At 69.8% G+C, this 24,638-nt stretch carries 23 protein-coding genes and 4 pseudogenes; 13 read left to right on the top strand and 14 right to left on the bottom strand.

Annotated features, from left to right (window positions below):
• Positions 1-23 precede the first annotated feature (23 nt).
• The 7 genes and pseudogenes from AQJ64_RS37365 to AQJ64_RS46970 all read left to right on the top strand — a co-directional run.
• Complete coding sequence (locus AQJ64_RS37365) at positions 24-974, top strand: ferritin family protein (protein WP_055634623.1); 951 nt, start codon at positions 24-26, stop codon at positions 972-974.
• Positions 975-1,006: 32 nt separating this feature from the next.
• Positions 1,007-1,885, top strand: a complete 879-nt coding sequence (locus AQJ64_RS37360) for an alpha/beta hydrolase family protein (RefSeq protein WP_055634624.1) — start codon at positions 1,007-1,009, stop codon at positions 1,883-1,885.
• Positions 1,872-3,002 carry an acyl-CoA dehydrogenase family protein gene (locus tag AQJ64_RS37355; RefSeq protein ID WP_055634625.1) on the top strand — a complete coding sequence of 377 codons (1,131 nt, stop codon included), beginning with the start codon at positions 1,872-1,874 and terminating at the stop codon, positions 3,000-3,002. Before AQJ64_RS37360 ends, AQJ64_RS37355 begins: the two co-directional genes overlap by 14 nt.
• 54 nt (positions 3,003-3,056) lie before the next feature.
• The gene (locus AQJ64_RS37350) at positions 3,057-3,536 is read left to right on the top strand and encodes a type II toxin-antitoxin system RatA family toxin (protein ID WP_055634626.1); all 480 of its coding nucleotides are present in this window, start codon (positions 3,057-3,059) and stop codon (positions 3,534-3,536) included.
• A complete protein-coding gene (locus AQJ64_RS37345) occupies positions 3,533-5,146 on the top strand; it encodes an MFS transporter (protein WP_055634627.1) in 1,614 nt (537 codons plus the stop codon). The genes AQJ64_RS37350 and AQJ64_RS37345 overlap by 4 nt, the downstream gene beginning before the upstream one ends.
• Positions 5,147-5,289: 143 nt before the next feature.
• Positions 5,290-5,817, top strand: coding sequence for a flavin reductase family protein (locus AQJ64_RS37340; protein WP_055634628.1), 528 nt, complete (start codon positions 5,290-5,292; stop codon positions 5,815-5,817).
• Positions 5,818-6,353: 536 nt separating this feature from the next.
• Positions 6,354-6,563, top strand: a pseudogene (locus AQJ64_RS46970) (IS701 family transposase); the annotation flags it as partial.
• A gap of 349 nt (positions 6,564-6,912) precedes the next feature.
• Here AQJ64_RS46970 and AQJ64_RS37335 read toward each other — a convergent pair.
• Entirely contained in the window at positions 6,913-7,533 is a 621-nt protein-coding gene (locus AQJ64_RS37335; protein WP_157880955.1) for a hypothetical protein, read from the bottom strand.
• Positions 7,534-7,917: 384 nt separating this feature from the next.
• Between AQJ64_RS37335 and AQJ64_RS37330 the strand changes: the two genes are divergently transcribed.
• Positions 7,918-8,709: a class I SAM-dependent methyltransferase gene (locus AQJ64_RS37330; RefSeq protein ID WP_055634630.1), complete on the top strand. Its 792-nt coding sequence runs from the start codon at positions 7,918-7,920 to the stop codon at positions 8,707-8,709.
• Between the two features lie 100 nt (positions 8,710-8,809).
• Here the strand turns inward: AQJ64_RS37330 and AQJ64_RS37325 are convergent.
• The 10 genes and pseudogenes from AQJ64_RS37325 to AQJ64_RS52505 form a co-directional block, all read right to left on the bottom strand.
• Positions 8,810-10,024 (bottom strand): annotated as a pseudogene (locus AQJ64_RS37325) (IS701 family transposase); the annotation flags it as partial.
• Positions 10,025-10,288: 264 nt separating this feature from the next.
• Complete coding sequence (locus tag AQJ64_RS37320) at positions 10,289-11,080, bottom strand: MBL fold metallo-hydrolase (protein WP_055634631.1); 792 nt, start codon at positions 11,078-11,080, stop codon at positions 10,289-10,291.
• A gap of 65 nt (positions 11,081-11,145) precedes the next feature.
• Positions 11,146-11,937, bottom strand: a complete 792-nt coding sequence (locus AQJ64_RS37315; protein ID WP_055634632.1) for an alpha/beta hydrolase — start codon at positions 11,935-11,937, stop codon at positions 11,146-11,148.
• Between the two features lie 11 nt (positions 11,938-11,948).
• The gene (locus tag AQJ64_RS37310) at positions 11,949-12,788 is read right to left on the bottom strand and encodes an alpha/beta fold hydrolase (protein WP_055634633.1); all 840 of its coding nucleotides are present in this window, start codon (positions 12,786-12,788) and stop codon (positions 11,949-11,951) included.
• A 71-nt stretch (positions 12,789-12,859) separates the two neighbouring features.
• Entirely contained in the window at positions 12,860-13,684 is an 825-nt protein-coding gene (locus AQJ64_RS37305; protein ID WP_055634634.1) for an alpha/beta fold hydrolase, read from the bottom strand.
• A 94-nt stretch (positions 13,685-13,778) separates the two neighbouring features.
• Positions 13,779-14,045: a helix-turn-helix domain-containing protein gene (locus tag AQJ64_RS37300; protein WP_244902711.1), complete on the bottom strand. Its 267-nt coding sequence runs from the start codon at positions 14,043-14,045 to the stop codon at positions 13,779-13,781.
• 412 nt (positions 14,046-14,457) lie between these two features.
• The gene (locus AQJ64_RS37295; RefSeq protein WP_244902710.1) at positions 14,458-15,036 is read right to left on the bottom strand and encodes a DUF4253 domain-containing protein; all 579 of its coding nucleotides are present in this window, start codon (positions 15,034-15,036) and stop codon (positions 14,458-14,460) included.
• A 243-nt stretch (positions 15,037-15,279) separates the two neighbouring features.
• Positions 15,280-15,693 carry a hypothetical protein gene (locus AQJ64_RS37290; RefSeq protein ID WP_055634637.1) on the bottom strand — a complete coding sequence of 138 codons (414 nt, stop codon included), beginning with the start codon at positions 15,691-15,693 and terminating at the stop codon, positions 15,280-15,282.
• 42 nt (positions 15,694-15,735) lie between these two features.
• Entirely contained in the window at positions 15,736-15,864 is a 129-nt protein-coding gene (locus tag AQJ64_RS51890; RefSeq protein ID WP_276206666.1) for a hypothetical protein, read from the bottom strand.
• A 61-nt stretch (positions 15,865-15,925) separates the two neighbouring features.
• Positions 15,926-16,353, bottom strand: a pseudogene (locus AQJ64_RS52505) (winged helix-turn-helix domain-containing protein); the annotation flags it as partial.
• Positions 16,354-16,416: 63 nt separating this feature from the next.
• Between AQJ64_RS52505 and AQJ64_RS48615 the strand changes: the two are divergent.
• Positions 16,417-16,521 (top strand): annotated as a pseudogene (locus AQJ64_RS48615) (ATP-binding protein); the annotation flags it as partial.
• A 33-nt stretch (positions 16,522-16,554) separates the two neighbouring features.
• On the opposite strand, the gene AQJ64_RS37285 reads toward AQJ64_RS48615, so the two are convergent.
• Positions 16,555-16,923 carry a hypothetical protein gene (locus tag AQJ64_RS37285; RefSeq protein WP_055634638.1) on the bottom strand — a complete coding sequence of 123 codons (369 nt, stop codon included), beginning with the start codon at positions 16,921-16,923 and terminating at the stop codon, positions 16,555-16,557.
• 447 nt (positions 16,924-17,370) lie between these two features.
• Positions 17,371-18,222: a helix-turn-helix transcriptional regulator gene (locus AQJ64_RS37280; protein WP_055634639.1), complete on the bottom strand. Its 852-nt coding sequence runs from the start codon at positions 18,220-18,222 to the stop codon at positions 17,371-17,373.
• An 86-nt stretch (positions 18,223-18,308) separates the two neighbouring features.
• Here AQJ64_RS37280 and AQJ64_RS37275 point away from each other — a divergent pair, with 86 nt between their 5' ends.
• Positions 18,309-19,103 carry an SDR family NAD(P)-dependent oxidoreductase gene (locus AQJ64_RS37275; RefSeq protein ID WP_055634640.1) on the top strand — a complete coding sequence of 265 codons (795 nt, stop codon included), beginning with the start codon at positions 18,309-18,311 and terminating at the stop codon, positions 19,101-19,103.
• 342 nt (positions 19,104-19,445) lie between these two features.
• Here the strand turns inward: AQJ64_RS37275 and AQJ64_RS37270 are convergent, their stop codons facing one another.
• Positions 19,446-19,871 carry a hypothetical protein gene (locus tag AQJ64_RS37270; RefSeq protein WP_157880956.1) on the bottom strand — a complete coding sequence of 142 codons (426 nt, stop codon included), beginning with the start codon at positions 19,869-19,871 and terminating at the stop codon, positions 19,446-19,448.
• A gap of 327 nt (positions 19,872-20,198) precedes the next feature.
• On the opposite strand from AQJ64_RS37270, the gene AQJ64_RS37265 reads away from it, so the two are divergent.
• From AQJ64_RS37265 to AQJ64_RS37255, 3 genes are all read left to right on the top strand, one after another.
• Entirely contained in the window at positions 20,199-21,347 is a 1,149-nt protein-coding gene (locus AQJ64_RS37265) for a tyrosine-type recombinase/integrase (protein WP_240512673.1), read from the top strand.
• Between the two features lie 392 nt (positions 21,348-21,739).
• On the top strand, positions 21,740-23,938 hold the full coding sequence (locus AQJ64_RS37260) for a site-specific integrase (protein WP_159060331.1): 2,199 nt from the start codon (positions 21,740-21,742) through the stop codon (positions 23,936-23,938).
• Positions 23,935-24,570 carry a hypothetical protein gene (locus AQJ64_RS37255; RefSeq protein ID WP_055634644.1) on the top strand — a complete coding sequence of 212 codons (636 nt, stop codon included), beginning with the start codon at positions 23,935-23,937 and terminating at the stop codon, positions 24,568-24,570. Before AQJ64_RS37260 ends, AQJ64_RS37255 begins: the two co-directional genes overlap by 4 nt.
• Positions 24,571-24,638 lie beyond the last annotated feature (68 nt).

Below are 24,638 nucleotides of genomic sequence, written 5' to 3'. Positions count from 1 at the left end.
ACGACGACCTTGAGGACCACGAGATGACGACGAACCTCGCACCCGAGGCGGACTGGGACCTGGCTCCCAACGTGCTGGAAGGGGCCCGGGAACTCAGGCTCAGCCCCGAGCAGTGCGACCTGGACTACTGGATCACCAACGTCGCCCAGGGCACGCTCACCGGGCTGGTCAACGGCCACCGCCCGGATGCCGTGACGCCCGACTACATGCTCAAGCCCGGCCCGCTGCGTGACGCGCTCCTCTTCGAGTTCTCCTTCCGCTCCATCGCCGAGGACAAGGCCGCCCGCGCCATCACCTCCCTGGTGCAGAACGCTCCCGACGTGAAGTCCATGGAGTTCTACGCCACTCAGCTCATCGACGAGGCACGGCATGCCCAGGCGTTCCGCGCGCACATGGTGGAGGTCGGTGTCCCCGAGGCGGAACTAGACGAGGTCATCGAGGAGTACGCGGGCGAGCACCAGCGCAACGTCCTGGACCCGCTCGAGGAGTTCGGCCTGACGGTGATGAACGGGCCGCACGCCTTCGTCTCCGGAGTCGCGGTGCTGACCATCCTGGTCGAGGGGGTACTGGCGCCCACCGGTGAACTCAGCGAGCACAAGTGGAAGATCGTCGACCCGGCGGCGGCGAGCGTGGAGCGCGGAGCGGGCATCGACGAGATCCGGCATCTGACCGTCGGCAGCGAGATCGTCAAGCGGCACCTGGAGCGTGACCCGTCGCTCAAGGAGCACCTGACGGACGTGGTCCGGCGTGGCAACGAGCTGTGGACCAAGCTGCCGGTGCTCGCGGTGCTGCAACGCCGCGAGCAGCTGTTCCAGGAGGGCATCCAGCAGATCGCCGACGTCATCGGCGACCACGAGATCTGGGCGGGTCGCCGGCTGCTGGACACCACTCCGGACGAACGGATCGCCACCGCCCTGCAGTGGTCCGCCGAGACCCAGATCACCCGCCTGGCGTACATGGGAATGGGCGAGTGAGAGATCGGTCCGAACGTCCGGCAGCGGACCCCGTGGCTGACCGGCTGACGGTGTCGCTGCCGGACGGAGCCGAGCTGGCAGTGCTGCACTGGCCGGGCCCGGTGGGCGCCCCGCTGGTGGTCGTGTGGCCCGCGATCGGTGTACGGGCGCGGTTCTACCGACGTTTCGCCGCCGCGCTGGCGGAGCACGGCCTGGGCGTGGCGGTGGCCGATCTGCGCGGGTACGGCGACAGCCGGCCCCGACCGGACTCCTCGGCCCGGTACGGCTACCACGAACTCGCCACCGTGGACTACCCCGCCGTGTTCGGCGCCCTTCGCGAGAGGGCGCCGGGCAGCGCGGTGTTCCTGCTGGGGCACAGCATCGGTGGGCAGATCGGCCTGATGTACGCGGCCAGGAACGCGTCCGAGCTGGACGGCGTACTGCTGGTCGCGGCGGGCACGCCGTACTTCCGCACCTATCCGGGGCTGACCGGGCTGATCCCGCTCCTGGGCACCAACGCCGTCGCGGGGGTCGCCCGGCTGCGCGGCTACTGGCCCGGCGACGTCCTGCGCTTCGCGGGCCGTCAGTCCCGGGTCCTGGTCGGCGACTGGGCCCGGATGGCCCGTACCGGCCGCTACCGCCCGGCCGGCGCCGACGTCGACTACGAACAGCTGATCGCGGGCCTTCGCCTGCCGGTCCTGGCGGTGTCGGTCGGTAACGACCTGCTGGCCCCGCCCGGCGCGGTGGACGCCCTGTGCGGGCTGCTGCCGGGCGCCGAGGTGTCCCGCTGGCACCACCCCGAACAACTCAGTCACACCGCCTGGGCCAACCGGCCCGAGCCGATCGCCAGGGAGATCGGCCGATGGATCGACAGCACGCTCGCGGGCAAGCCCTGGCCCGGACCCGCAGGAGACAGCGATGCGGTTTCTTGAGCCAGAGCGCGAGACCCTGGAGACGTTCCTGCCCGGACTGGACGACCGGCTTGCCGCTCTTCCGCTGAAGGAACGGGAACGGCCGCAGGGTCCCGCACTGACCCTGTTCAAGGAAGCGGGCGGCCCCGGCCTCGTGGTGCCATCGGAGCACCGGGGCCTGGGGGCGAGCGCCGTGCAGGCCGTCCGGCTGCAGCGGGCCGTGGCCTCGCGCAGCCCGTCCCTGGCGGTGGCCACGACCATGCACCACTTCTCGGTCGCGGGCCTCATCCAGGCGTACGAGGCCACCAAGGGCCTCGAGTGGATGCTGCTCGAGGCCGTCGCCGATCAGAAGCTGCTGATGGCCTCCGGGTTCGCCGAGGGCCGGTCGGGGCAGTCGATCCTCGCGTCCTCCATCACGGCCACGCAGGACGGCGACGACATCGTCCTCAACGGTGCCAAGAAGCCCTGCAGTCTGTCCGCGTCGATGGATCTGCTGACCGCGTCCGTGACGCTCGACACCGGCAACGGCCCGCAGTTGGCCGTGGCGCTGGTCTCCGCGTCCACCCCCGGTATCTCCGTGCACCCGTTCTGGGGCACCGCCGCTCTGGCCGGCGCCGAGAGCGACGAGGTACGGCTGGAGGACGTCCGGGTGCCCGCCGACATGGTGGTCCGCACCGAGCTGGGCGAGGACGGCAGTCTGGACACCATCCAGAACGTCGGCTTCATCTGGTTCGAGCTGATGATGGCGGCCTCGTATCTGGGCATGGCCAGCGCGCTGGCGGAACGGGTGCTGGCCCGGGACCGGGCGGACGTCGCCGAGCGGGCCCGGATCCTGGTGGAGCTGGAGGCCGCGATGGGCGCCATCGTCGGTGTCGCGGCGGCACTGGACGGCGACGGCCCCGTGGGGCAGGCGGAGCTCCTGCAGTCGCTGGTGGTCCGGTTCTCCGTGCAGGACACGATCGACCGGGTGGTGCCGCGCTGTCTGGAGTCGCTCGGCGGCATGTCATACGTCTCCAGTGATGAGACGTCATATCTGGCCGCGTGCGCGGCCGCCCTGAAGTTCCACCCGCCCTCGCGCGCCTGGTCCAGCCAGGCGCTGTGCACGGCCTTCGCCGGCGGACCGCTGGTCCTGGGCTGACCCGGCCGCCGTCGGCCGGCCCCATGATGTTCAACTCTCTGGAAGGAACCCGCAATGCCCTGCTTCATACGTGTCGAGGGACTGCTCAGCGACCGGGACGCGGACGAGGTCTTCGACCGCGTGAGTGACTTCGAGCGGTACGCCCACCACACCGACGCCGTACGCGAGGTCACGGTGACCGCCGACGACGCCGGCACCGTCGATTCCGCCTGGGCGGTGAACTTCCGCGGCGGCGTCCTGCACTGGACCGAACGGGACGTGGTGGACCGCGTCGCCCGGAACATCACCTTCGAACAGCTCACCGGAGACTTCGCCCGGTTCGTCGGGACCTGGGACGTCCGGGAGGTCGGCGACGACGTGGTGGTGCTGTTCTCCTGCGAGTTCGACATGGGCATCCCCAGCCTGGAGCCGATCATCAACCCGGTCGCCATGCGTGCCCTCATCGACAGCATCGCGCTCATCCTGCGCGGTCTGCTGGGAGAGGACATCGAGCTCACCAGCAGCCACCGAGACGCTGCGGTCGTCGGCTCGTGACGGCCCTCCAGGCGCCGCAAGGGCGCGGCCCGCGCTCGTTGCGCCTGGCCTTCATCTGCGCCGGTGTCGTCATGGTCTACCTCGACAGCACGGTCGTGGGGGTGGCTCTCCCCGACATGCAGGAGAAGATGGACATCGGCGTCTCGGACCTGCAGTGGGTGTTCGACATCTACGTCCTCACCTTCGCCTGCTTCCTGCTCACGGCCGGCACTCTCGGCGACGCCCTGGGGCGCGGCCGGGTCTTTCTGGTCGGTCTGACCGGCTTCACCACGGCGTCGGTGGCCTGCGCGCTGGCCACCGGCATCGAGGCGCTGCTGGTGGCGAGGGCCGTGCAGGGCGTCTTCGGCGCCGTCATGATCACCGTGTCGCTGGCCCTGATCCGTCAGCTCTACACCGAGGAACGTGCCCGGGCCGCGGCGGTGGCGACGTGGGCCGGGGTGGGCGGCGTCGCCCTGGCCGCTGGTCCGATCGTCGGCGGGCTGCTGGTGGACGCGTACTCCTGGCAGAGCATCTTCTGGATCAACCTGCCGATCGGCCTCCTGGCGCTGGGGGCCTTGGCCTCGTTGCTGCCGCTGGGCCCGGCCGGGCCGGAGCCCGTGACGGCGTCCGCCGGGCGCAAGGCCGACTGGATCGGTCAGCTGCTGTTCGTCACCGGCATCGGGGCCATGGCCTACGCCCTGATCGAGGCCGGCCAGCGGGGCTGGGGATCGCCACTGGTCATCGGGCTCCTCGCCGGCTCGGTGCCGGTGCTCGGCGCATGCCTGCGCTGGGAGAGCCGGACCTCGCACCCCATGCTGCCGCTGGCCCTGCTGCGCCACCGCGTCGTGCTGATGACCTGCTCGGTGAACTTCTTCGGCTTCTTCGGCCTGTACGGGGTCATCTTCCTGCTCACCTTGTTCCTGCAACAGGTGAACGGGCTCACTCCCGTGCAGACCGGTCTGCGGCTGCTGGCGCTGACCGCCTCCATCACGGTGGCGTCGCTGCTGGCGCCGGCCGTGGCCGCCCGGCTGGGCACCCGGTTCGCCGTCGTGGTCGGTTCCCTGGTGGCGGTCGGCGGGTTCGTGGGCCTGGTGGGCATGGAGGCCGACAGCGGTTTCGGAACGTACTGGTGGCCCCTGGTCCTGATCGGGACCGGTGTGTCCGTGGTCGGGGCACCGGCCACGGTGGCGCTGCTGTCGGCGGTGCCGCCGCACCAGGCGGGCGTCGCCTCGGGAATGTCCCAGACCTGCCGTCAGGTCGGGGCCGTCTTCGGTGTGGCCCTCTCCGGCAGTGTGGTCCAGCAGCGGCTGAACTCAGGTCTGCCGGACGTGCTGGCCAAGGTCCCGCTGCCGGACGCCGCCCGGAAGGAGCTGGCCGACGCCATCGAACACGGGCAGGTGGGCGGTGCCGACGCCCTGCCGGCCGGCCTCCGGGAGAACGTGCTGCGCTCGGTGGGCGACCTGATGGCGGACGGGCTGCACACGGCGGTCCTGGTAGCGGCGGCGGGCGCGGCCCTGGGCGCCGTCGCGGCGGCCGTACTGCTGCGGCGACAGGGCAGCAGGACGACGGCGACACCCGGCGACGAGCCGGAACCTGCGGCAGTCGAACTCCGCCCGGAAGCATCTTCCTAGAGCCTGTGAGCCTCTCCGGCTCGAAGCACGGCCCCATGGGGCCGAGGTCGGCTGCACGGCGGACGTTGCCGTCGACGGTCGGTGCATGCGATCAAGAAGCCCGGCGGCCGGCGGCCGCTGCGATCCCCGAGGAGTGCACGGCGATGACCAGGCCTGTCGAGGCGACCGTCGAGTCGGCCCAGGCGGATGACTTCCGCTCGCTGATGTCAGGTTTTCCCACCGGTGTCGTGGTGGTCACCACGTTCGACCTCGAAGGAAGGCCACGAGGCATGACCTGCTCCTCACTGTGCAGTGTGGCCCTGGACCCCCCGACGCTGCTGGTCTGCATGAGGCAGGGGAGCGCCACGCTCCGGGCGCTGGAACAGCGTGGGTCCTTCGCCGTCAACCTGCTGCACGGTGGCGGGAGGCCGGTGGCGGAGCTGTTCGCCTCGGGCTCACCGGACCGGTTCGACCGGGTGCTCTGGCAGGCCGGGCTCGCGGCGGCCGGTCCGCATCTGCCGGACGCCGCCCGGACGGTGGCGGACTGCGAGGTGACGGGGACGAAGGCGGTGGGCGACCACACCGTGGTGTTCGGCGAAGTCCTGGAGGTGACCACGCACCAGGCCGCCGCCGCACCGCTGATGTACGGCTTGCGGCGGTACTCCACGTGGCCACAGGGTATCCCGGACTGATCCGACTCCCCGAGGTAGGACAGAGCCGCCCGAGCCGCAGGCCCGGACCCCATGTGCTGTCTGCGCGTGCCCGACACCGGGACAGCGTGCCGGGCGCAGGGCACCGATCGGCGCCGCGTCGGCCGTTTCGCCGGCTGCGTCGACCGCAGCCGCCGCTTCCGTGGCGACCTGGAGGTCGGCCCCGTGGGCGCGGCCGTCGCCGGTTCGTACCGCGCCGGCCGTGCGGAGCCGTCGCGGGTCAGCCTGTCCTACCTTCCGAGCGTGGGTCTGCTGGTCGTCCGTAAGATCGGCGGGTCCAGGGGGTCCGGGGATGGCTGTGAGCTGGTCGCCGTTGGATGGCTCAAAGGACTTGGCCGCCCAGAGCCCCGCGACGACTCGACCGCGGCCGGCGTCCGCGGCGCCGGCCGCAACGATCTCGCACACACCGCGAATCCTCCGACGTCCAGGGCGCGACGACACCCCACGGCCTGCCCCGCCACTCTCGCCGCTGACGCGCCGCGTCACGGCGGTACCCGGAGCCAGGCCCGCACGGGACGCTCCGTTGGCGCATCGAGCACGACTACCGCGAGCTCAAGCACGGCCTGGGTCTGGACCACTTCGAGGGGCGCTCCTGGCCGGGCCGGCACCACCACGTCACCCTCGTGACCGCCGCCCACGCCTTCCTCACCGAACAGCGTCTGGCCCCAAAAGTGCCCGGTCCGGTCTCACCCTCTACCAAGTCCTCGACGCCCTCCAGGACGTCCTGAGGTGCTGGACCGGCATCTGCACCACCTGCCACCACCCCCTGCCCAGCGGGTCGCACTCAAGACCAAGATCGAGACAGACCTAACGGGGTCCTATGAGCCACAATCGTCGAGACATGGTGGCCAGAGATCCTTGCGTTCCTGCACACTGGGATCACCAACGCTGGCTCCGAAGGCACCAACCGGGTCATCAGAGGACCTGAAGAGCCTCCGCGCGCACTACGACCCGCCCCGGGACCTCGACTCGCTCACCAGGCATGGAAGAGGAAACGCCAGCGGTGGTACCCCCCGGCCGGAGCCGACGCTCTCTGAGTGACCCGGTGGCACGGCCCGGGGGGCGTCGGCAAGGGCCTCAGGATGTGGGCGCGTCCAGCTGCGACTCCAGCCGCACCTCGGTCACACTCACGCCCTCCGGAGCGCCGAACGCCTCAACCATCACGCCGTTGTTGATGTCGGTAACCTCCAGAGCCAAGTGCTCGGCCCCCACTCGCAGGTCGAGCCTTGCCACAGGCTCGCCCCAGAAGTCCTGCATGCGGTGGATCCGCGCCGCCGGGTAGTTCAGGCTCGTCAGCTTGTTCCGCATCTCCTCATACGTGATCGTGTCCGTCCCCGAAAACGCCCTGCTGATGCGCAGTTGGTGCCTCTGGGCGGCGCACTCCTCCGTCGAGGTCAGCGGCACCGCGTCGACCAGGACGGGCAGGGTGGAGTCGGGGGTCGGCTCCACTGCCATGGTGTCGGCCACGGAGGTCGATGCCACGTCATCGACGCCGCTGGAGATGTCCGGGGCACAGCTCTGCGAGATGAGGTCCGCCATCTCGAGGAACCGCGCCTCCGCGTCGTCGTCGCTCGCCGCGACGGTGCTGACCATAGAGGTCTGATCGGCGGTGGCGTTCTGCGCGCCGAAGCCGGCCAGGACGACGACGCCGCCGAGCGCGGCCGTCCGCAAGGATTTCAGGAGGAAGATCGATCGCATGTCCGTACCATGCAGGCTGCTGACCACCGCCCACATGAGTACCCGTACCTAATCCACCAAACATCAGCTCACCAGCGACCCTCAGTCCACCAGATCCGCCGCCGTCAGCAGCCGCGTCAGGCCCGTCCGCGAACGTACGTGCAACTTCCGGTAGATGCACGTCACTCACGAACCGCCCTCTCAAGACCATCGCCCGCGACGCCTACGGCTTCCGCAACCCAGGCAACCAGCGCTTACGCACCCGCTGCGCGACCACCCGTCGAGCCCCGTGGACACCTCGATGCCCGCTAATTTCGTTGAGCCCGCACCCTGCAGTCGTGTTGGCTAGCGGCACCGAACTGTCAGTACCGCAGGTGTCCGCTTGGCTGTAGCAGGGAGTTAAACGTGCAGGACATTGTTGTCGACCCTGTTGCCCACAATCGGGCAGCCTGGGACAAGTGTGTCCAAGAGGGCAACGAGTGGTCGAGGCCGGTGAGTGCCGAGGATGTCGCACGCGCCCGCATGGGCGACTGGTCGATTGTTCTCATCGGGCGTGAGCCAGTCGACCGCTCCTGGCTGCCGACGGACCTGACCGGCAAGGACGTGTTGTGCCTGGCCTCCGGCGGTGGCCAGCAGGGTCCGATCCTCGCCGCCGCAGGGGCGCGGGTCACCGTATTCGACAACTCACCCCGCCAGCTCGGCCAGGACCAGATGGTGGCGGCGCGCGACGGACTCGAGCTGCGCACCGTCCTAGGCGACATGCGCGACCTCAGTGCCTTCGGCGACGCGACATTCGACGTCGTGTTCCATCCGGTCTCTAACCTCTTCGTACCAGACTTGGCACCGGTGTGGCGTGAGTGCTACCGCGTCCTGCGACCGGGCGGAACTCTGCTCGTGGGCTTCCTGAACCCTGATGTGTACTTGTTCGACCATGAAGCGCTCGACGAGCGCGGCGAGCTGATCGTCGTGCACAAGCTGCCCTACAGCGATGTCACGCAGTACTCCGCCGAGGAACGCGCCACGAAGTTCGGCGCGGATGCCCCTCTTGAATACAGCCACACCCTCACCGACCAGATCGGCGGGCAACTCGCTGCGGGGTTTGTCCTCACCGGCTTCGCGGAAGCTCCGCACCAATCCAACGCATCCGCTCAATACATGTCGAACTATTTTGCGACGCTGGCGGTCAAGCCGGGCTGACCCAGCCGTGGGGCTGGCCGAGACGGCCGTGTCTCCGAATGGCCAAGTGGAGCGCTGTGCCGGCCCGACCCCCGCTACCGGTAGTTCGTTAAATTCGGCGGTCGGGGCACGGGTCCGGCGCGCTGGCGTCCAGGGGCCCGGGTGGGGTGAGCCACTGATTTCAGCAGAAGGAGAAGGCGTAGTTGACCAGGGTCTGGTGGCGGCGGATGGCGCGGTCGGAGCGGACTTGGAAGTCGGCCCAGCCCAGTTCGTCCTTGATCTGCTTGTAGCTCTGCTCGATCCACGGCCGCAGGCCGTAGAGGCGCATGAGCTCGGCCAGGTCGGCGGGCGGGTGCGGGCTGGTGGCGGCGTGGGGTGCGTCGGGGTGGGGCAGGTTGGTGGCCAGGTACCAGGTGGCCTTCTCCGGCAGGGCGGCCGGATCGGTGGTGGCCACGACCAGGCGGCAGGGTGTGTCGGGGCCGTAGCCGCCCAGGCGGGCCTCGGCTGCCCACCAGGTCTCGGTGTGCCCGTCGCGGAAGTGACGCTCAACGGGCGTCCAGCCGCCTGGATGTCTGACATCGCGCCAGGTCAGGGCGTGTGCGGCTGCGATGGGGGTGTGCGGCTGGTCGGCGCGAGCCCAGGTAACGCAGTGCGGCTTGAGCGCGACCGGGTAGGCCAGGCCTGCCTCGCGCAGTGCGAGGTACCAGTCGTCGCTGACGGAGTAGGCGCAGTCGGCGACCACCGCCCGGCAGGAAAAGCCCGCCTCCTTCCCGCGGGCCGCGAGGGCAGCGGCCGGCTGCGGTTTCGTGCGGAAAGCCGGATCGGACCGGCCGCGGGCGAAGTGATGGGTCGGGGTATAGGGAGTCGCGCGCAGCGGGTAGTACACGCGGCCGTCGGTCCACACCGTGGTCACCGTGACGATGCCGTTGTCCGTCTTGCCCAGCCGGCCCGGCCACTGCCGGCCCACATTCGCGGTCGCGGTGCCGTCCTTGCGGTCCCCGGAGTCGTCGATCACGATGACCCCGCCGTCGTGCGGAGCGGTCGCCGGCTCCTTGCGCAGCAGTTCAAGCCGCCGGTCGTTGATCTGCTCGGCCTCCCAGGGCGACTCGGACAGGAAGAACTGCAGCCGCTGTACCCCCGGCTTCCCCGCACCGGCCACTGGCTCCGCCCCTGCCAGGCAGGTGATCGTCTTGTTCCGCTCTCGCGGCGACAGCAGCCCGGTCAGATACTTACGAAACCCTCGCCGCTGGGCCAGGCTGAAGAAGGGGTCGTCGAACTGGGCCGCGTAGTCCTCCAGCGGCCCCGGCGCAGGCGGACACGGACGGCGAGCGGTCATCTTCAGCCCCCAGCACGGCAGTTGGCCCCTATCACCGGCCTACGACCAACTCGACCCGTCGTCGACCCACACCACCGCCGAATTTAACGAACTACCGATAACCACAGGGCCCCCTCGGTTCCGGAAGCCGATCACCGCGCTGCACGCCGGGACGAGCAGGGGTGGGCCCGGTGGAGCAGTCTGGGGCCGGCGGGCGTGGCTATGGCTGGTCATGGTCAGTAACCGGTGTCTGGTTCCGGCTCGTCGCCTGGGGCGCGCTGTGGGTCAGCTGCTGATGTCCGTAGGGGTTCCGGTGGGAAGCCAGCGGAAGCGGTTGCGGATGTCGGCCGGGGCGCGCGCGAGTTCGTCCTCGATGGCGTCGCGGCCTTCACGGAAGTGGTGCCATCCCTCGTAGTGGACGGGAATGGCAGTCACCGGCAGCAGCAGGCGGCACAGCTCGACGGCCTGGGCGGCCGTCATGGTGTAGCGGATCGGGCCGGTGACGGGGAACCGTACACCGCCGAGGTGCATCAGCGCGGTGCCCACCTGCATGCGCTGGGCCACCTGCCGGACACCGTCGTACAGGACGGTGTCCCCGGAGATCCACAGCACGCCGTGCCGCTGGCCTTCCCACTTCAGAGCGAACCCGGTCACCTGACCGGTCAACGGCCGTGACAGCGGTGGGCCGTGGCGGGCGGGTGTGGCGGTGATGTCGATCGTGGGGCGGTCCGGGGCGTGGAGGCGGGTGGCCTGCCAGGGGATGAGACCGCGGGCGTTTCCGCCGAGCCGCCGGGCTGCGGCGGGGGTGGTGATGACGGCGTGGGCGGCCTGGAGCAGGCTGCGTCCGGTGGTGTCGAGGTTGTCGCCGTGGTGGTCGTGGCTGAGCAGGATGGCGTCGATCGGGGGCAGGTCGGTGGCGGCGAGGGCGGGACCGGTGAGCTTGCGGGAGGAGGTGCCCCAGCCGAAGGGGTAGGTTCGGCCGGGGGGATCGAACGTGGGGTCGGTCAGCAGCCGCCAGCCGCCGATTTCGATCAGGGTGGTCGGGCCGCCGATGTGGGCGATGCGGACATCGCTCATGCCGGACTCCTTCCGGGGCCCGGGACGGGCGATTGTGTCCCGGGCTCACAATTGGCAGGTGTGGGTCAGGAGTGGCCGAGCGCCCAGGCGAGGGCGTAGTCGGCGACTTCTTCCCAGCCGTCCTGCGCCGGCAGCAGGTGAGAGCGTCCTGGGTATTCGACGATCTCGGTCAGGGTGTTCGACTTGTAGTGCTTGGCGTTGGATCGTTGGATCTTCGGCGGCATCAGGTGGTCGTTCTCGCCGGCGATGAACAGCAGCGGCGCGCGGTTGTCGTTGCGGTAGTCGACGGAGGAGTCGGCGTGGCCGGGATGGATGTTGGCCAGCGCGCTGCCCCAGAACACATGGCCGGAGGCGGGAATGTGGTAGCGCTCGTACGTCGCCTTCGCCTGGTCTTCGGGGAAGGTGTTGGTGAAGGCGTAGCGCCACTGGTCGTAGGTGAATCCGACGGCCTTGTGCCGGTTGGCGGGGTTCTTCAGCACCGGGAACGTCGCTTTGACCTGGGACAGGGGGACGACGGCGACGCCTTCGGTGGGGGCGGAGTTCATCGCGACTCCGCAGGCGCCGTAGCCGTGGTCCAGGAGGATCTGGGTGAACACCCCGCCCGCGGAGTGCCCCATGAGGATCGGCTGGGTGCCGAGGCCGTCGATCAGCTTCTCCAGCGACGAGATGATCGCGGGGACGGTGAGCTGCTCGATGGGTGTGGGGTCGGCGTTGAGGGCCTCCACCTCCGCCTCGAAGCCGGGGTAGGCGGGTGCGAGGACCCGGAAGCCCTTGGCCTGGTAGTGGGCGATCCAGTGTTCCCAGCTGCGCGGCGTGACCCAGAAGCCGTGGATGAGGACGATCGTGTCGGGTTTCACGGGTGTGCCCTTCAGCGGGTGGCGGCGTAGGCGGCCTTGATGACGCCGGCGGCGGCTTTCGGATGGGAGATCATGACGACGTGCGAGGAGCGGATCTCGGCCACCTTGCTGCCGGCGCGCTTGGCCATGAACCGCTGGGCGGCGGGCGGGATGACCTTGTCCTGGGTCGGGATCAGATACCAGGAGGGGATGGTTCTCCAGGCGGGTGCGCCACTGGGGCCGCTGAGCCCCTCGACCGAGCCGGGGCGCTGGGTGGCCGCCATGAGACGTGTCTCGGCGGTGGGCAGATCGGCCGCAAACACCGCCCGGAACTTCTCCGGCGCGATATAGCCGTCGGTGCCCGGGGCGCTGCCGGGCAGCGGGTAGGGGCGAGGGATGAGCGCGGCACCCAGCTCGCTGCCGGGGAACTGCTGTGCCAGTTGCAGCGCGCTCTCGCCCTCGTCGGGCGCGAACGCCCCCAGGTACACCAGGGCCTTGACGCCTGCGTGGCCGCGGGCGGCGTTGGTGATGACGATGCCGCCGTAGGAGTGGGCAGCCAGGATCACGGGGCCGGTGATGGTGTCCAGCACGCTGGAGATGTACGCGGCGTCGCCCGCGGTGTCCCGCAGCGGGTTGGCCGGCGCGATCACCGGAAAGCCGCTCTGCTGCAACAACCCGATGGTGGCGTTGAAGCCGGAGGCGTCGGCGAACGCGCCGTGCACGAGGACGACCGTCGGTTTGGTTCCGCCGCCCGAGCCGGCAGTGCCGGGGGAGGCGGCCGATGCGAGGGTGGGTGCCCCGACGAGAGTGGCGGCGCCAGCCGCGAGCACCCCGCCCAGGACGCGGCGGCGCGGATGATGACCGGGATTCATGACGTGACTCCTTCTCAGACGGACAGGGCCGTGCATGGACGGTGTGACGGGGCTCGGTGTGTGGCGTCGGCTCAGGAGTTGAGGAATTCCAGCAGGTCGGCGCCGAGTTGGTCCTTGTGGGTGTCGGTGATGCCGTGCGGGGCCCCCGGGTAGACCTTCAGCGTCGCGTTCTTGATGCGGGCGGCCGACGCCTTGCCACCGACGTCGAACGGCACGACCTGGTCGTCGTCGCCGTGGATGACCAGCGTGGGCACGTCGATGGCGTCCAGGTCGGGGCGGAAGTCGGTGGCTGAGAAGGCCGCGATGCACTCGTAGGCGCCCCGGTGCCCGGCCTGCAGGCTCTGGTGCCAGAACGCCTCTCGGATGCCCGGGGAGACGTCGGCACCGGGCCGGTTGTTGCCGAAGAACGGCCCGTCGGCCAGGTCGTGGTAGAGCTGCGAGCGGTCGGCGAGCGATCCGGCCCGGATCGCGTCGAAGGTCTCGATCGGGACGCCGCCGGGGTTGTCGTCGGTCTTGAGCATGAACGGCGGTACGGCGGAGACGAGCACGACCTGGGCGAGTCGGGCGGTGCCGTGGCGGCCGACGTAGCGGGCAACCTCGCCGCCACCGGTGGAGAAACCGACGAGGGTGGCGTCACGCAGGTCGAGGTGGTCGATCAGGGCGGCCAGGTCGTCGGCGTAGGTGTTCATCTCGTTGCCGTTCCACGTCTGGGTGGAGCGGCCGTGGCCGCGCCGGTCGTGCGCGATGACGCGGTAGCCGTGGGTGGCCAGGAACAGTTGCTGGGCCTCCCAGCTGTCGGAGTTCAGCGGCCAGCCGTGGCTGAGGACGACGGGGCGGCCCGTTCCCCAGTCCTTGTAGTAGATCTGGGCGCCGTCGGATGCGGTGACGAAGGGCATGGTCTTCTCCCGACCGAGGGGGATGGTTCCGACCGTCCGATGGTTCGCCCGCCTGGTGGGTCGCCGCATCACGTGTGGCACGTAGTGGGCGCGGTCACCCTCGTAGGGCCTGGGCGAGCCGGCGTCGGGAGGGCACGTCGAGCTTCCGGAACACCTTGCGCAGGTGGTAGTCGACCGTGCTGGCGCTGATGATCAGCTGGGCGGCGATCTCGGCGTTGGTCGCGCCCCCTGCCGCCAGATGGGCGATCTTCAGCTCCTGGGAGGTCAGTGGCTCCCGTGCTCCTCCGGGAGCCTGGGACAGGTGCTCGCCGGTGGCGGCCAGTTCCCGGGCGGCACGCGAGGCGAAGGCGTCGGCATGCATCGCCTGGAACATCGCCAGGGACCTCCGCAGCGGCGCCCGTGCTCTGACCAAACCTCCCCGACTGACAGCCAGCAGTCTGCGCATGCAGGAGCGGGGCCTCCCGGGCCGGCCGGGTCACGATGGATCGCCGCAACGCGACACACGAAGGGCCCCGGCCTCGTACCAAGCGACACGACCCGGGTGGGACACGGTGTCTGCTGACACAAGCACGGCCTGGAGGGCGTGTTGCGGCCAGGGTTCGGCCAGGGTTCTCGGTTGACCGGTTGACCTGGTTGAGCCGATTGCGGGGGCGCCATCACGGCCTTGGGAGCAGGAGGCCGGGGTGTTCACGAGCGACTCTGACCAGGGGCTCACGAAGCGCTTGGAGATCGCTTCCCACAGGGCGGGTGATCGCTTCCCAGGCGGAGATGGATCAGTCCCACCAGAAGTCCCAGCCGTGGGCTCCGATGATCCGCTCGGTGTAGCCGGTCAGCGTGTACGGTCGGCCGCCCTGCCAGATGTTGTCGGGGCAGATGGCGAAGTGCTCGGCCGCGACCAGGAGAGCATCATCCTCGTTCATCGGCGGCGCGGCGATGCTGAGGTGCAGGGTGGAGAAGCCGGCCGCGATGACGCGGGCGCCGAATCGGTGCTCCCAGTCGCGGATGACCGCAGAGAACTTGGCCGTGTCGTTGTCGTAGTTGAGAGGGCCGCACCAGCCTGCAACCGCGAGGGCCTCGGCGCCGGTTGCGGCCGCGACGAGTCCCAGCCGGGACTGCGGACGGTCGGTGAGGAACACCTGCGCGTACTCGGCTGCCGGCTCGTCGGGGTCGGTTGCGCCCGAGCGAGCGGGAGCGATGCCGGGCCAGTCCTGCCCGAAAGGGGCCGTGACGGCGAGGCGCCTCTTGGCGGAGAGCATGTCGTCGTCTTCATCGACGGCGGTGTACGTCGCCCACCACTCCTCGAGGAGACCAGCCGGGTCGTGGCTCGCCGGAGAGGTCATCCGCTCGGGCATGAGCTCTCCCGAGCCCCACGGCCGGAACTCGTCGTCATCCGGGTCCAGCGCGTCAAGCAGCAACGGCCACAGGCCGGAGCGAGTGTGCTCGGCATGTATCTGGGCCCACAGTCCGGCCGTGGCCGGCCGATCGCTGAGCCACAGGGGCTGCACGTCTCCATCGCCCTCGTCGGATGTGATCATCCGTCCGGGCGGGAGTGGGGTCTCAAGGCTCAATCGGGGTTCAGGGTGCACGAGTGGATGCTAGTGCTGTGGCTTGGCGGGGCCGGATACGCGGTCGCGGAACTGCTGGTACGCGTGCCGGCCCGACGTCTGCCCGGCACTGATCAAGCCGCTTTCGGCACAGTCGAAAACCTTGCAGCCCAGAGTTTCGGCAAGCCGGAAGACGGGCGTGAGCACGTCGTCGCCGGAGCCCCGGAGGTGCAACATGATCGAGTCCACTGGGTCCTCGTCGCCGATGTTGAGTTCCATGGACCACGTGGGTCCGAGGAGTTCTCCCCAGGTCGGGTCCGTGAGATCGGCGTCGGGGACGGCCCGGGCAACGGTCGCGAGCACGTCATGGAGGCTGCCGAGCGGGGGCGGGGTGTGGTCGCCCGGAAGTTCGTGCACCGAGGTCACGTTGTCGGGCAGACGGAGGAGGAGCACGTCCCAGCTCATGGCGGCCTTCCGGTTGGAGATCGGGCAGTGGTTGCGGTGTTCTCAGATCAGGCGGAGCTGTTCTCCGGGCGGCTGCGGCACGAGCATGTTCTGCAGCCGGTGGATGCTCGCTCGCCAAGGGGCGCCGTGTGCCCCGTCCCGGAGTTCCAGCAGCTCGGACGACTCGGACATGACTCGGTCGAGTCCTCGGACGGCTGGAGGACGCAAGCTGCTGGGGTCGGGCATCGTGTACTTCGGCCCGCTCGGTGGCCCTGCGGGAGGGGACCTGCACGCTCCAGCCGATGCGGTGCAGCAGCAGGTCCAGCCCGGCCAGGGTGTACCCCACGCCGAACCGGCGGCGCACAACCGCGCCAGAGTCCAGCACTGGTCACTCCAGTCGGACGCGGCCGGAACTAAATCCAACGCCGCTCCCAACACGCGTAGTTGACCCAGGTCAAGCTTGCAGCGGGCACCGCCGGCCCCCTTGGATGCCAGGGCCTGCCGACCTCCCGAAGCCAACGCCCGCCGCCAGCGGTTCGCCGACATCCGAGTCGCCCTGAACCGCCGGGCCACGTCCCGGTCACTGGCCTCTGCCTCGATCAGATCAGCGGCCACCAACCCGACCCGCTCCTGCCGAGCCCGCTCCTCCGCCGTCAGCCCTCCGCCATCGGGATACCTCATCCCTCCGGCATGGCGCGGCCCACGACGGCCGTCACGACACACGTAACCCCCACCCTTAAAGATCTCCAGCGGCTCCTCCACCACTGTGACGTGATCTCCATCAACGGCCCCAGCTACCAGCTGAAGAACCGCCTCACCGCCATCGACCGCGACACCGACGCGGCCTGACGTCGAAGGCTTCTCACCAGCAGACCGACAGCTTTACTCGTCGAGGAACCGATACGCCCCGCTCGCGGCTCGGATCACCACGATGCCGTCGCGGACCTGCCACTCACTCATGCCGTCGACCTCGTGGCTGACGATGAACAGACCGGTGATCAGGTCATTGTCGTCATCGGAGGCTGGAATGCGCGCCACGCTCCGCAGTCGCTCCAGAAACCAGTCGACGGACTGAGCGCGCATTTCGGCCCCGAAGAAGACCCAGTTGCCGAAGTTGTACTGCCTCGGGGGAAAGGCCCAGCCACCGCTATACGTCTGATCAGGATCGTCCGATGCAACGATCTCCCTGACTTGGGCAAGCTGCCGATCATCGCACTCCAGCCAACCCCTGATCCTGACGAGGACACCCACGACGATCGCTCCCCCTACGCTCCAGGCGCCATTCGATGGACGCCCGCTCCGATCGTCGGCACGATAGACGTGATCGGATTGATCAAGCAAAGCGTTCAGCCCTCCGCCCAGCGGTCAGACTCCGCGCTGGCAGCTGAGCCCGATCATCCGTATGCGGCGGCTGGGCACTTCAACGTACGCGGACAGCTGCGGCTGCGGGGGAGCGTCCGCCCCAGCGGATGCCCTTCTCGCTGCTATACCTTGCCGCCCCTGGCCTGTGGCAGCAGTGGACCGATGCCACGCCGAACGTGATCCGCAAAGAGCCCTCGGGAGTGAGATCCCGGCCACGGAGACGTCGGCCCAGTTCGGCGGACGTCCCCCATGGCGGTGCCGGACGAGGAGACCACGGCGGACCGGATCAGCAAGTCGCCCTGTCGGCGAGGGTGCGCGCGGCGGCCGGCTGTGACGCTACCGCGGGTAGTGACTGGCCTCTGTTCCCAGGACGTTCAGGAGGGCGAGTGCCTCGGCGCCAGGGGATCCCGGTGGCGCGCTGAAGAGCACGAGGTACTGGTCGCGGTCGGTGAGGCTGAGGGTGTCGCAGTCGACGGTGACCTCCCCGACGGTCGGGTGGCGGAAGCTCTTGGTGAGCATCGGCGCGGCCTGCACGTCGTGCCGTTCCCAGAGCCGGGCGAAGTCGGGTCTGGCATAGCGGAGTTCGTCGACGAGGCCGGTCACCGCGGGATCGGTGGGGTAGCGGGCGAGGGTGGTGCGGAGCTGCATCACGACGCCCAGCCGGAAGCCGGCGGCGTCGGAGATCCCGTAGAGCGTCGTATCGGCGGGCTGCGGTCCGGGGAAGGCCCGGCGGGCGAGGTTGCGGTCCTCGGGGGCGAGCGGGGCGAAGTCCTCCATGAGCGCGGCCGCGAGGTCGTTCCAGGCGAGGACCTCGCACGCGGCGGACATCACGAAGCCGGCCGTCTGCGGCAGCCGCTGAAGGAGCGCGAGGATGCTCGGGCGGACGTCGCGCCGGTGCAGTCCGGTACGGTTCGGCGCGGTGCCCGCGAGGACGTGGAGGTGGTCGGACTCTGCGTCGGTGAGCCGCAGCGCTCCCGCGATCGCGGCCAGTACGTCGCCCGAGGGGCGTGGCGCCCTGCCCTGCTCGAGGCGGATGTAGTACTCGGTGGAGATGTGGGCGAGGACTGCCACTTCCTCGCGGCGCAGACCTGGTGTGCGGCGTCGCGGGCCGGAGGGGAGGCCGACGTCCCGCGGGCGGAGCCGCTCGCGGCGGCTGCGGAGGAACGCCCCGAGCTCCTGTCTGTTCATACGCCCAGTGTGCGCGCGGCGCGGCGGCGGATCCTGGTACAGGCTGTGCCTGTATCCGGTCCGGGTGCGGCCTGACGCTGTTTGGCATGACGAACTACACGAACAGCACCGACAGCGCACCCGTCGGCCTGCTCACCGGCAAGGTCATCTTCATCACCGGGGCCAGCCGCGGCATCGGGGCGGCCGCGGCCCGGCTCTTCGCCTCCGAGGGCGCCGCCGTCGTGCTCGCCGCCCGCAGCACCGACGCCCTCGAGACCATCGTGAAGGAGATCCGAGCCGACGGCGGCGCCGCCGACGCCGTCACCCTGGACCTAGCAGACCCCGCGAGCATCCGCGCCGCTGTCGACCACGTCGACAAGCTGCACGGACGGCTCGACGGCGCCTTCAACAACGGCGCGGTCCCTCAGCAGCAGTTCGGCCCGGTCGAGACCACCAGCGACGAGGACATCGACAAGCAGTTCGCCGTGAACTTCCGTTCGCACTGGACCGCCATGACCGCCGAGGCCGCGCTCATGCGGCGGGGCGGCGGCGGGGCGATCGTCAATACCTCGAGCATCGGCAGCCGCCGCGCGAACCCCGCCCTGCCCGCCTACGGTGCCATGAAGCGCGCGCTCAACAGCCTTACCGAGACCGCCGCGGTGAACTGGGCCGGTGACCGTGTCCGGGTCAACGGCATCACCCCCGGCGGGACCGCCACGGAGATGATCGACACTTGGGAGGCGGCGACTCCCGGCATCGTCGAGCAGATGACCGCGACGATCCCGCTTGGTCGGATGGCTGAGCCCCGGCAGATCGCCGAGGCGGCCGCGTGGCTGCTCAGCGACCGGGCCTCGTACGTGACCGGCGCGATCGTCCCGGTCGACGGCGGCGCCGGCGCCTGAATTCGCTGACCGGTCGCTGCGGCCACGCCAGCCGTCGCAGGTCAGGCCCGTCCACAGATCGTTGTGCTCGATCAGCGTCCAGGCCGAGGCCGTGTGGGCACGCCCAGGTCCACAGTCCATGTCGCGGCGGCCCGGTGGGCCCGGGCGCGCTTGCTGCGCAGGAACCTCAGGGTGAGGTCGACACCTCGACCTCACCGCGCCGGCCTTCGTCGACGCGCGTTGGCGGCGGGCCAGCAGGCCAGGCCTCCAACGCGTCGAGCCGGGGCAGCATCTTGGGGTTGATCGACAACATCGGGCATCGGATACGGGCTTCTCTGAACTTGCCCCGGTGAGGTGATCGAGTCAGAAGCGCCCGTGTTCGCGGTGGAGTTCGTGGTAGCCGCGAAAGTCGAAGAAGCGCAGGCCGTCGATCACTGCTCCAGACAGGATTTCCGGCAGGGTCCATGGGTGGGTGGTGTAGTCGTCCATTGCCACGCCTCCATGCTCAAGCAGCAGAGCGATCATTTGGTGAACCTCTGCGGTGCCGTCGATCCGCCCGGAGATGTCGATCTCCACCGCCCACGTGGGGTGATGTCCGATGGCCGCTTCGAGGATCGCCACATCTTCGGGATCCCAGTCGGAGAAGAGGTAGCCGGTCTGCTCATCGTCGATGTTGATGTAGAGGTTGCCGTCCAGAGTCCACGGATCGCGCTGCTCGGGCAGATGCCGATCGAGCGAGGCGACGGTCTCAGCTCGCTCACCTGTGGGGAACACGAAGACGCTTCGCATGAATTGGAGCATAGGCAGTTCAGCTTCGTGGCGAGCATGGATTTTCAGGGACGGTGCTGGTGCGTCGATGCAGTGGTGCGGTCGGCGATGCGCGCCGGCGAGGCTTCTGCGCACGTACTCAACGCGTCGACTCACTCGTACTGATCGTCGTAAGACCGCTCAGTGAGTAGATGGGGTCGGCCGTAGGTCGACCTATTGGTTCTCCACGACGGGCGCCCGCCGTGGGTGGCCGCTATGTGGCAGCTATCAGATAGTTCGGCTGGGCGTCCCGGGATTCTCGATTCTGTGGGTCTGGTCCTACGGCGCCCGTAGAGTCCCAGCGTGATCATGCTGGCGCCGATGCACGCGGAGATCGTGCGCGTCCCGGTGAGCGACGAGCTCGCTTACTGGACGGTCTTGGCTGGGCCCACTCTGGCTGTGGTCGGCGATGTCGACGACCATCTTCGTCACCTGCGGTTCGGTCGGGCCCGCGAGGAGTCGACGACCAAGACCTACGCCGGTCACCTGAAGCGGTTTCATGTCTGGGCGGATGAGCGCGGATTCTCCAGGCACGAGGCTGCTTTCCGGCTTCCGGCCTATGTGATGCACCTGCGGACCACACCGCGGGCGACCAGCGGCCGTGGGTACGGACGGCTGCCGGAAGATGCGACGCTCGCGCCGGCCCTGGCTGCGATTCACGGGTTCTACCTGCACTTGGCAGACCTTGGGCGCGTCGAGGCCGCGGTCGTCGACGCGCTGTTCACGACCGTCCCGGCCCAGTCGGGCGGGGCCGTCGCGGTCAGGCCGCGCATTCGTGTGGATGCGCGGCCGAGTCACGCCTCGGCGCGGCCGCCGGCAGCGACCCAGGAGGAGTTCACCAAGGTCCTGGAGGCGGCAGAGACCGCCCGGGACCGCTGCATGGTGGCGATCATGGCCTGCTGCGCGTTGCGTGTCGGGCAGCTGGTGGCGCTCAAGCGCGAGGACATCCACTTCATTCCGGCGGGCCGCACGGTGCCTGAGTGCTCCTACCTGCAGGGCTCTCACCTGCACTTGCGCAAGCGCGGCGGGCATCCGAAGGGCGCGGCCAACAAGAACCGCGGCACCGTCATCCTGCCCGTGCCCAGCCCGGTGGAGATGCTATACGCCGACTGGCTGCGGGAGCGCAGGACTGTCCGGCGAGCGGGCGCCAGCCCGTGGGCCTTCGTCACCTTTCCCGGCCCCACCGGCGCTCCCGGCAGCGAAGCGCTCAGCGCCCGTCGGGTGCAGGACCTGCTGGCCGGCCTGTCCACACGCGCCGGCCTGCGCCACCTCCACCCGCACATGCTCCGGCACACCTTCGGCGAGACAGCCGCCGACCTGGACATCGCTCGCGATGTCCTCCAGCGTCTGCTCGGCCATAGCGACGTCACCAGCCAAGACGTCTACCGCACGGTCTCCGACGCCAAGACCGTGATCGCCGCGAACGCCGTCTCCGACCGGTTCTTCGGACCGTCATGACCTCACCGGCCCCGAGCCTGCCCTCCAGCGCCTTGGCGCCCGAGCCGGACTGGGCGTACCTGGTCGAGCACGGACTGGATCGCGCGACCCTTGAGCTGCGTTTCCCGCTCGGGGCCGACTGGCACACCCTGCGGGCGTGCGCCCACCCCGCCTGCGACCGCCCTGCGGAAACGTCTCCTTGGCTGTGCTGGCGGTGCTCGGCAGCCTGGCAGAAGGCCGGTTCACCCGGCGACATCAAGTCCTGGTGCTCGAACGCACCCGCGCCTGCCCCGCGCCGCATCTTGGGCGAGAAGCCGTGCGCGGTCGGCTGCCCGCGGCCGGCGGAGGCGAGCGGGCTGTGCAAGAGCTGCGCCGGCGCTCGAAGGGTCGCGGGGCTGACGGTTCAGGAGTATTTGGCCACCGGTCCACCACCGCGTCCGGGGCTGGGCGAGTGCGTCGTACGGGTGTGCTCGCGCTGGGCGATGCAGAAGGGCACGCGGCTGTGCACTCCGCACCAGCGGCAGTGGGCCCACGCGGGCAGACCCGATCTGCCGCAATGGGCACTGTCGGCACCGGCGATCTACACCACCATGGGCATCGTCCCCCTGGGCGACCTCGCGGAAGCACTGCGCGTCCAGGTCCTGCGCGGCTACGAGACCCAGCTGCGGCAGGGCGGCCGTGTCAGCCCGTTGCAGGTCAAAGCCGCCATCCGGTGGCTGGTGGACCACTCGGTGACCGATCTGCTCGCGGCCGACCTCCCCAGAAAGGGCCAGAAGACGACCTTCCTTCGTCTGTGGCAACGGTCTCTGCCCCTTCTGGATGCCGATCGCGACGTGGAGCACTCGCGTACGGTGATCCGTCTCAACGTGCTCAACCCGCGTTACCGGGGTGGCACCGTCGACCTCAGCGACGTGCACGCCCCGTGGCTCCTGCACCTTGCCCAGCAGCACGTCCTGCTGCTGGCCTCCTCCGAGTCCTCCCCGGCCCGGCTGAAGTCAGCCGGCTACGCGGCCCGCTGGTTCGCGATGTTCCTGCGCACCCTGCCGGACGAGGGACGCCAGCCGGCGAAGGTCGGACGGGCGGGCATGACGCTGTACCTGCAGTGGCTGGCCGAACGCGCCCGCGACACGGACGACTACGAGGCCCTGGCCGTCGACGACCCGCGGCGCGCGGTGGTCGGGGAGCGTCTGCTGCCGTCGCTGGCCGGGGCCGGTCCGCTGTTGGTGACCCCGCAGCGCCACTGGGACCTGGTGCACACCTTGCGTGCCATCCTGGATCAGGGCCGGGCGTGGCTGGCGGAGGCCGGCGCGGGCGGGGTGCACCTGCTGGCGCAGGAGGTACCGCCGTTCCCGGAGCGCGATGACACGGACAGCGAACTGGAGGGCCGCTCCCAGGACGCTCTGCCGGAGACGGTGTTCCTAGCTCTGATGGCCGAGGACAACCTCGCCCTGCTCCCCGACGGCACGCCCCGCGGCTTCGTCGAGCTGTCCCTGCGGGTGGGCCGGCGTCCGTGGGAGGCCCGGCATCTGGAGTTCGACTGCGTCGAGTGGCACGACGTCGACATCGAGGCGCCCGACGGCAGTGTGCAGCGCCGACGCTACCCCTTCCTCGTCTATTGGATGCAGAAGGTCCGCCGACGGCACAAGCTGCCGCTGCACCTCACCGATGTCGAGGTGATCTCCCGGCAGCAGGACTACCTGCGCCGGGAGTTCCCGCAGTGGTTCGACACCGAAGGCCGACCGCTCTCGCAGCGGATGCTGCTGTTCCCCACACCGCGGCGCTCGCGCGCGAACAAGCTCGGGGAGCGCCCCTATGACTCCAGCACGAGCCGGTACTGGCTGGAGGTGTGGATGGACGGCATCACCCAGCTCGTCGACGAGCACGGCCAGGACTTCGACCGCTCCCGCGTCTTCCCCTACGCCTTCCGGCACACCTACGCCCAGCTGCGCGCCGACGCCGGGGTGCCACTGGAGATCCTGCAAGTCCTCATGGCTCACCAGGAGCCCTCCACCACGCAGATCTACTACCGAGTCTCCCACCCCCGTAGGGTGGATGCCGTGCGGGCCATCGCCGCCAAGTACCAGTTCGACATCTCCGGCGGCCGGCTTCGCGCCCGCACCCCGGCCGACGACCTCGCCGACCGCGCCCGCGCGGGCGTGGGCCAGGTCCCGGTACCCGGTGGGACGTGCCACGAGATGAACAACGTCCGCGCCGACGGGCACGGCTGCCCGGTCTACTACCGGTGCTTCTCCTGCAAGTTCTTCACCACCGACTTCACCCAGCTCCCCGACCTGCGCCAGCTGCGCGACACCAGGGCCGAGCAGCTCGCCCGGCTGGAGGCCGCCTACGGCAGCGTGCTCGTGCCGGGGCCACTGGGCCGGGCGAACACGGAGCTTCTGCGCCAGGAACTCGTGCAGATCGACGAACTCATCAACAAGTGCGAGACGGACCTCGGCTCGCTGACCGAGGAGGACAAGGCCACCGTCGAGGCATGGCTCCACAGCCGGGACCGGTTCCTGACCGTGATCCCCGTCGCCGCTGTCCTGGCCGGCCGCCAGCAGCTGGCCCAGCCGACCATCGACCCGATCCTGCTGACCGGCGAGGCCAAGTGACCGGCGCCCGCATCCCCCAGGCACCGGCCTCGACGAACCGGGCCGCCGGGCGAACGGCCGCCCTGGACGCGGGCCGGCAGGCCGCCGCGGCCCGGCGCCGGGCGGACAGCGAAGCGTGCCGGCAGCGCGTGCTGGCCGTCATCGCCGGTATGCGCAAGACCCGCGGGCCGCTCTCCGACGCGGAAATCACCCGACGCGCCGCGGTCAACCCCCAGTACCTGCAACGGCACCAAGACCTCAAGGCCGAGGCGGAAGCCGTCCGCGCGCACCTCGACCGCGACCGGACCCGGGCCGCGACCGCAGCAGCAGCCCGCCAGGACGCGGGCCTGGCGGTGGAAAACCGCATGCTGCTCGAACAGAACACGGCCTTGCGCCGCGACCTCGAAGCAGCGAGAGCCGAGCTACGCGCCGTCCGCGTTCGCGACCTCGCCGCCGACGTGCTGGGCGACCTGGCGTCGGCACCGAGCCGAAACGGCGAGGTTGAGGTTCTGCGCAGAGAGCGGGACCAGGCCCTGGCCGCAGTGCGACGCGCGGACACAGAACTGCTGGCACTGCGCAACGTCGTTCAACGCCTCATGGTGGAGAACACCCGGTTGCTGGGGAGCGAGCAACAGCCGTCCGGCCACAGCTGAGACGGGCCCGGTTCAAGAGTTCAGGGCAGTCCTGTTCTCGAAGTCAGCAGCTCCGATCCCACTGAAGC

The sequence above is a fragment of the Streptomyces griseoruber genome, from assembly GCF_001514205.1.
GTDB classification, from domain to species: Bacteria; Actinomycetota; Actinomycetes; order Streptomycetales; family Streptomycetaceae; genus Streptomyces; species Streptomyces griseoruber.
Note: the sequence above shows the minus strand (reverse complement) of the source record. Positions and strands in the feature narration are given on the sequence as shown.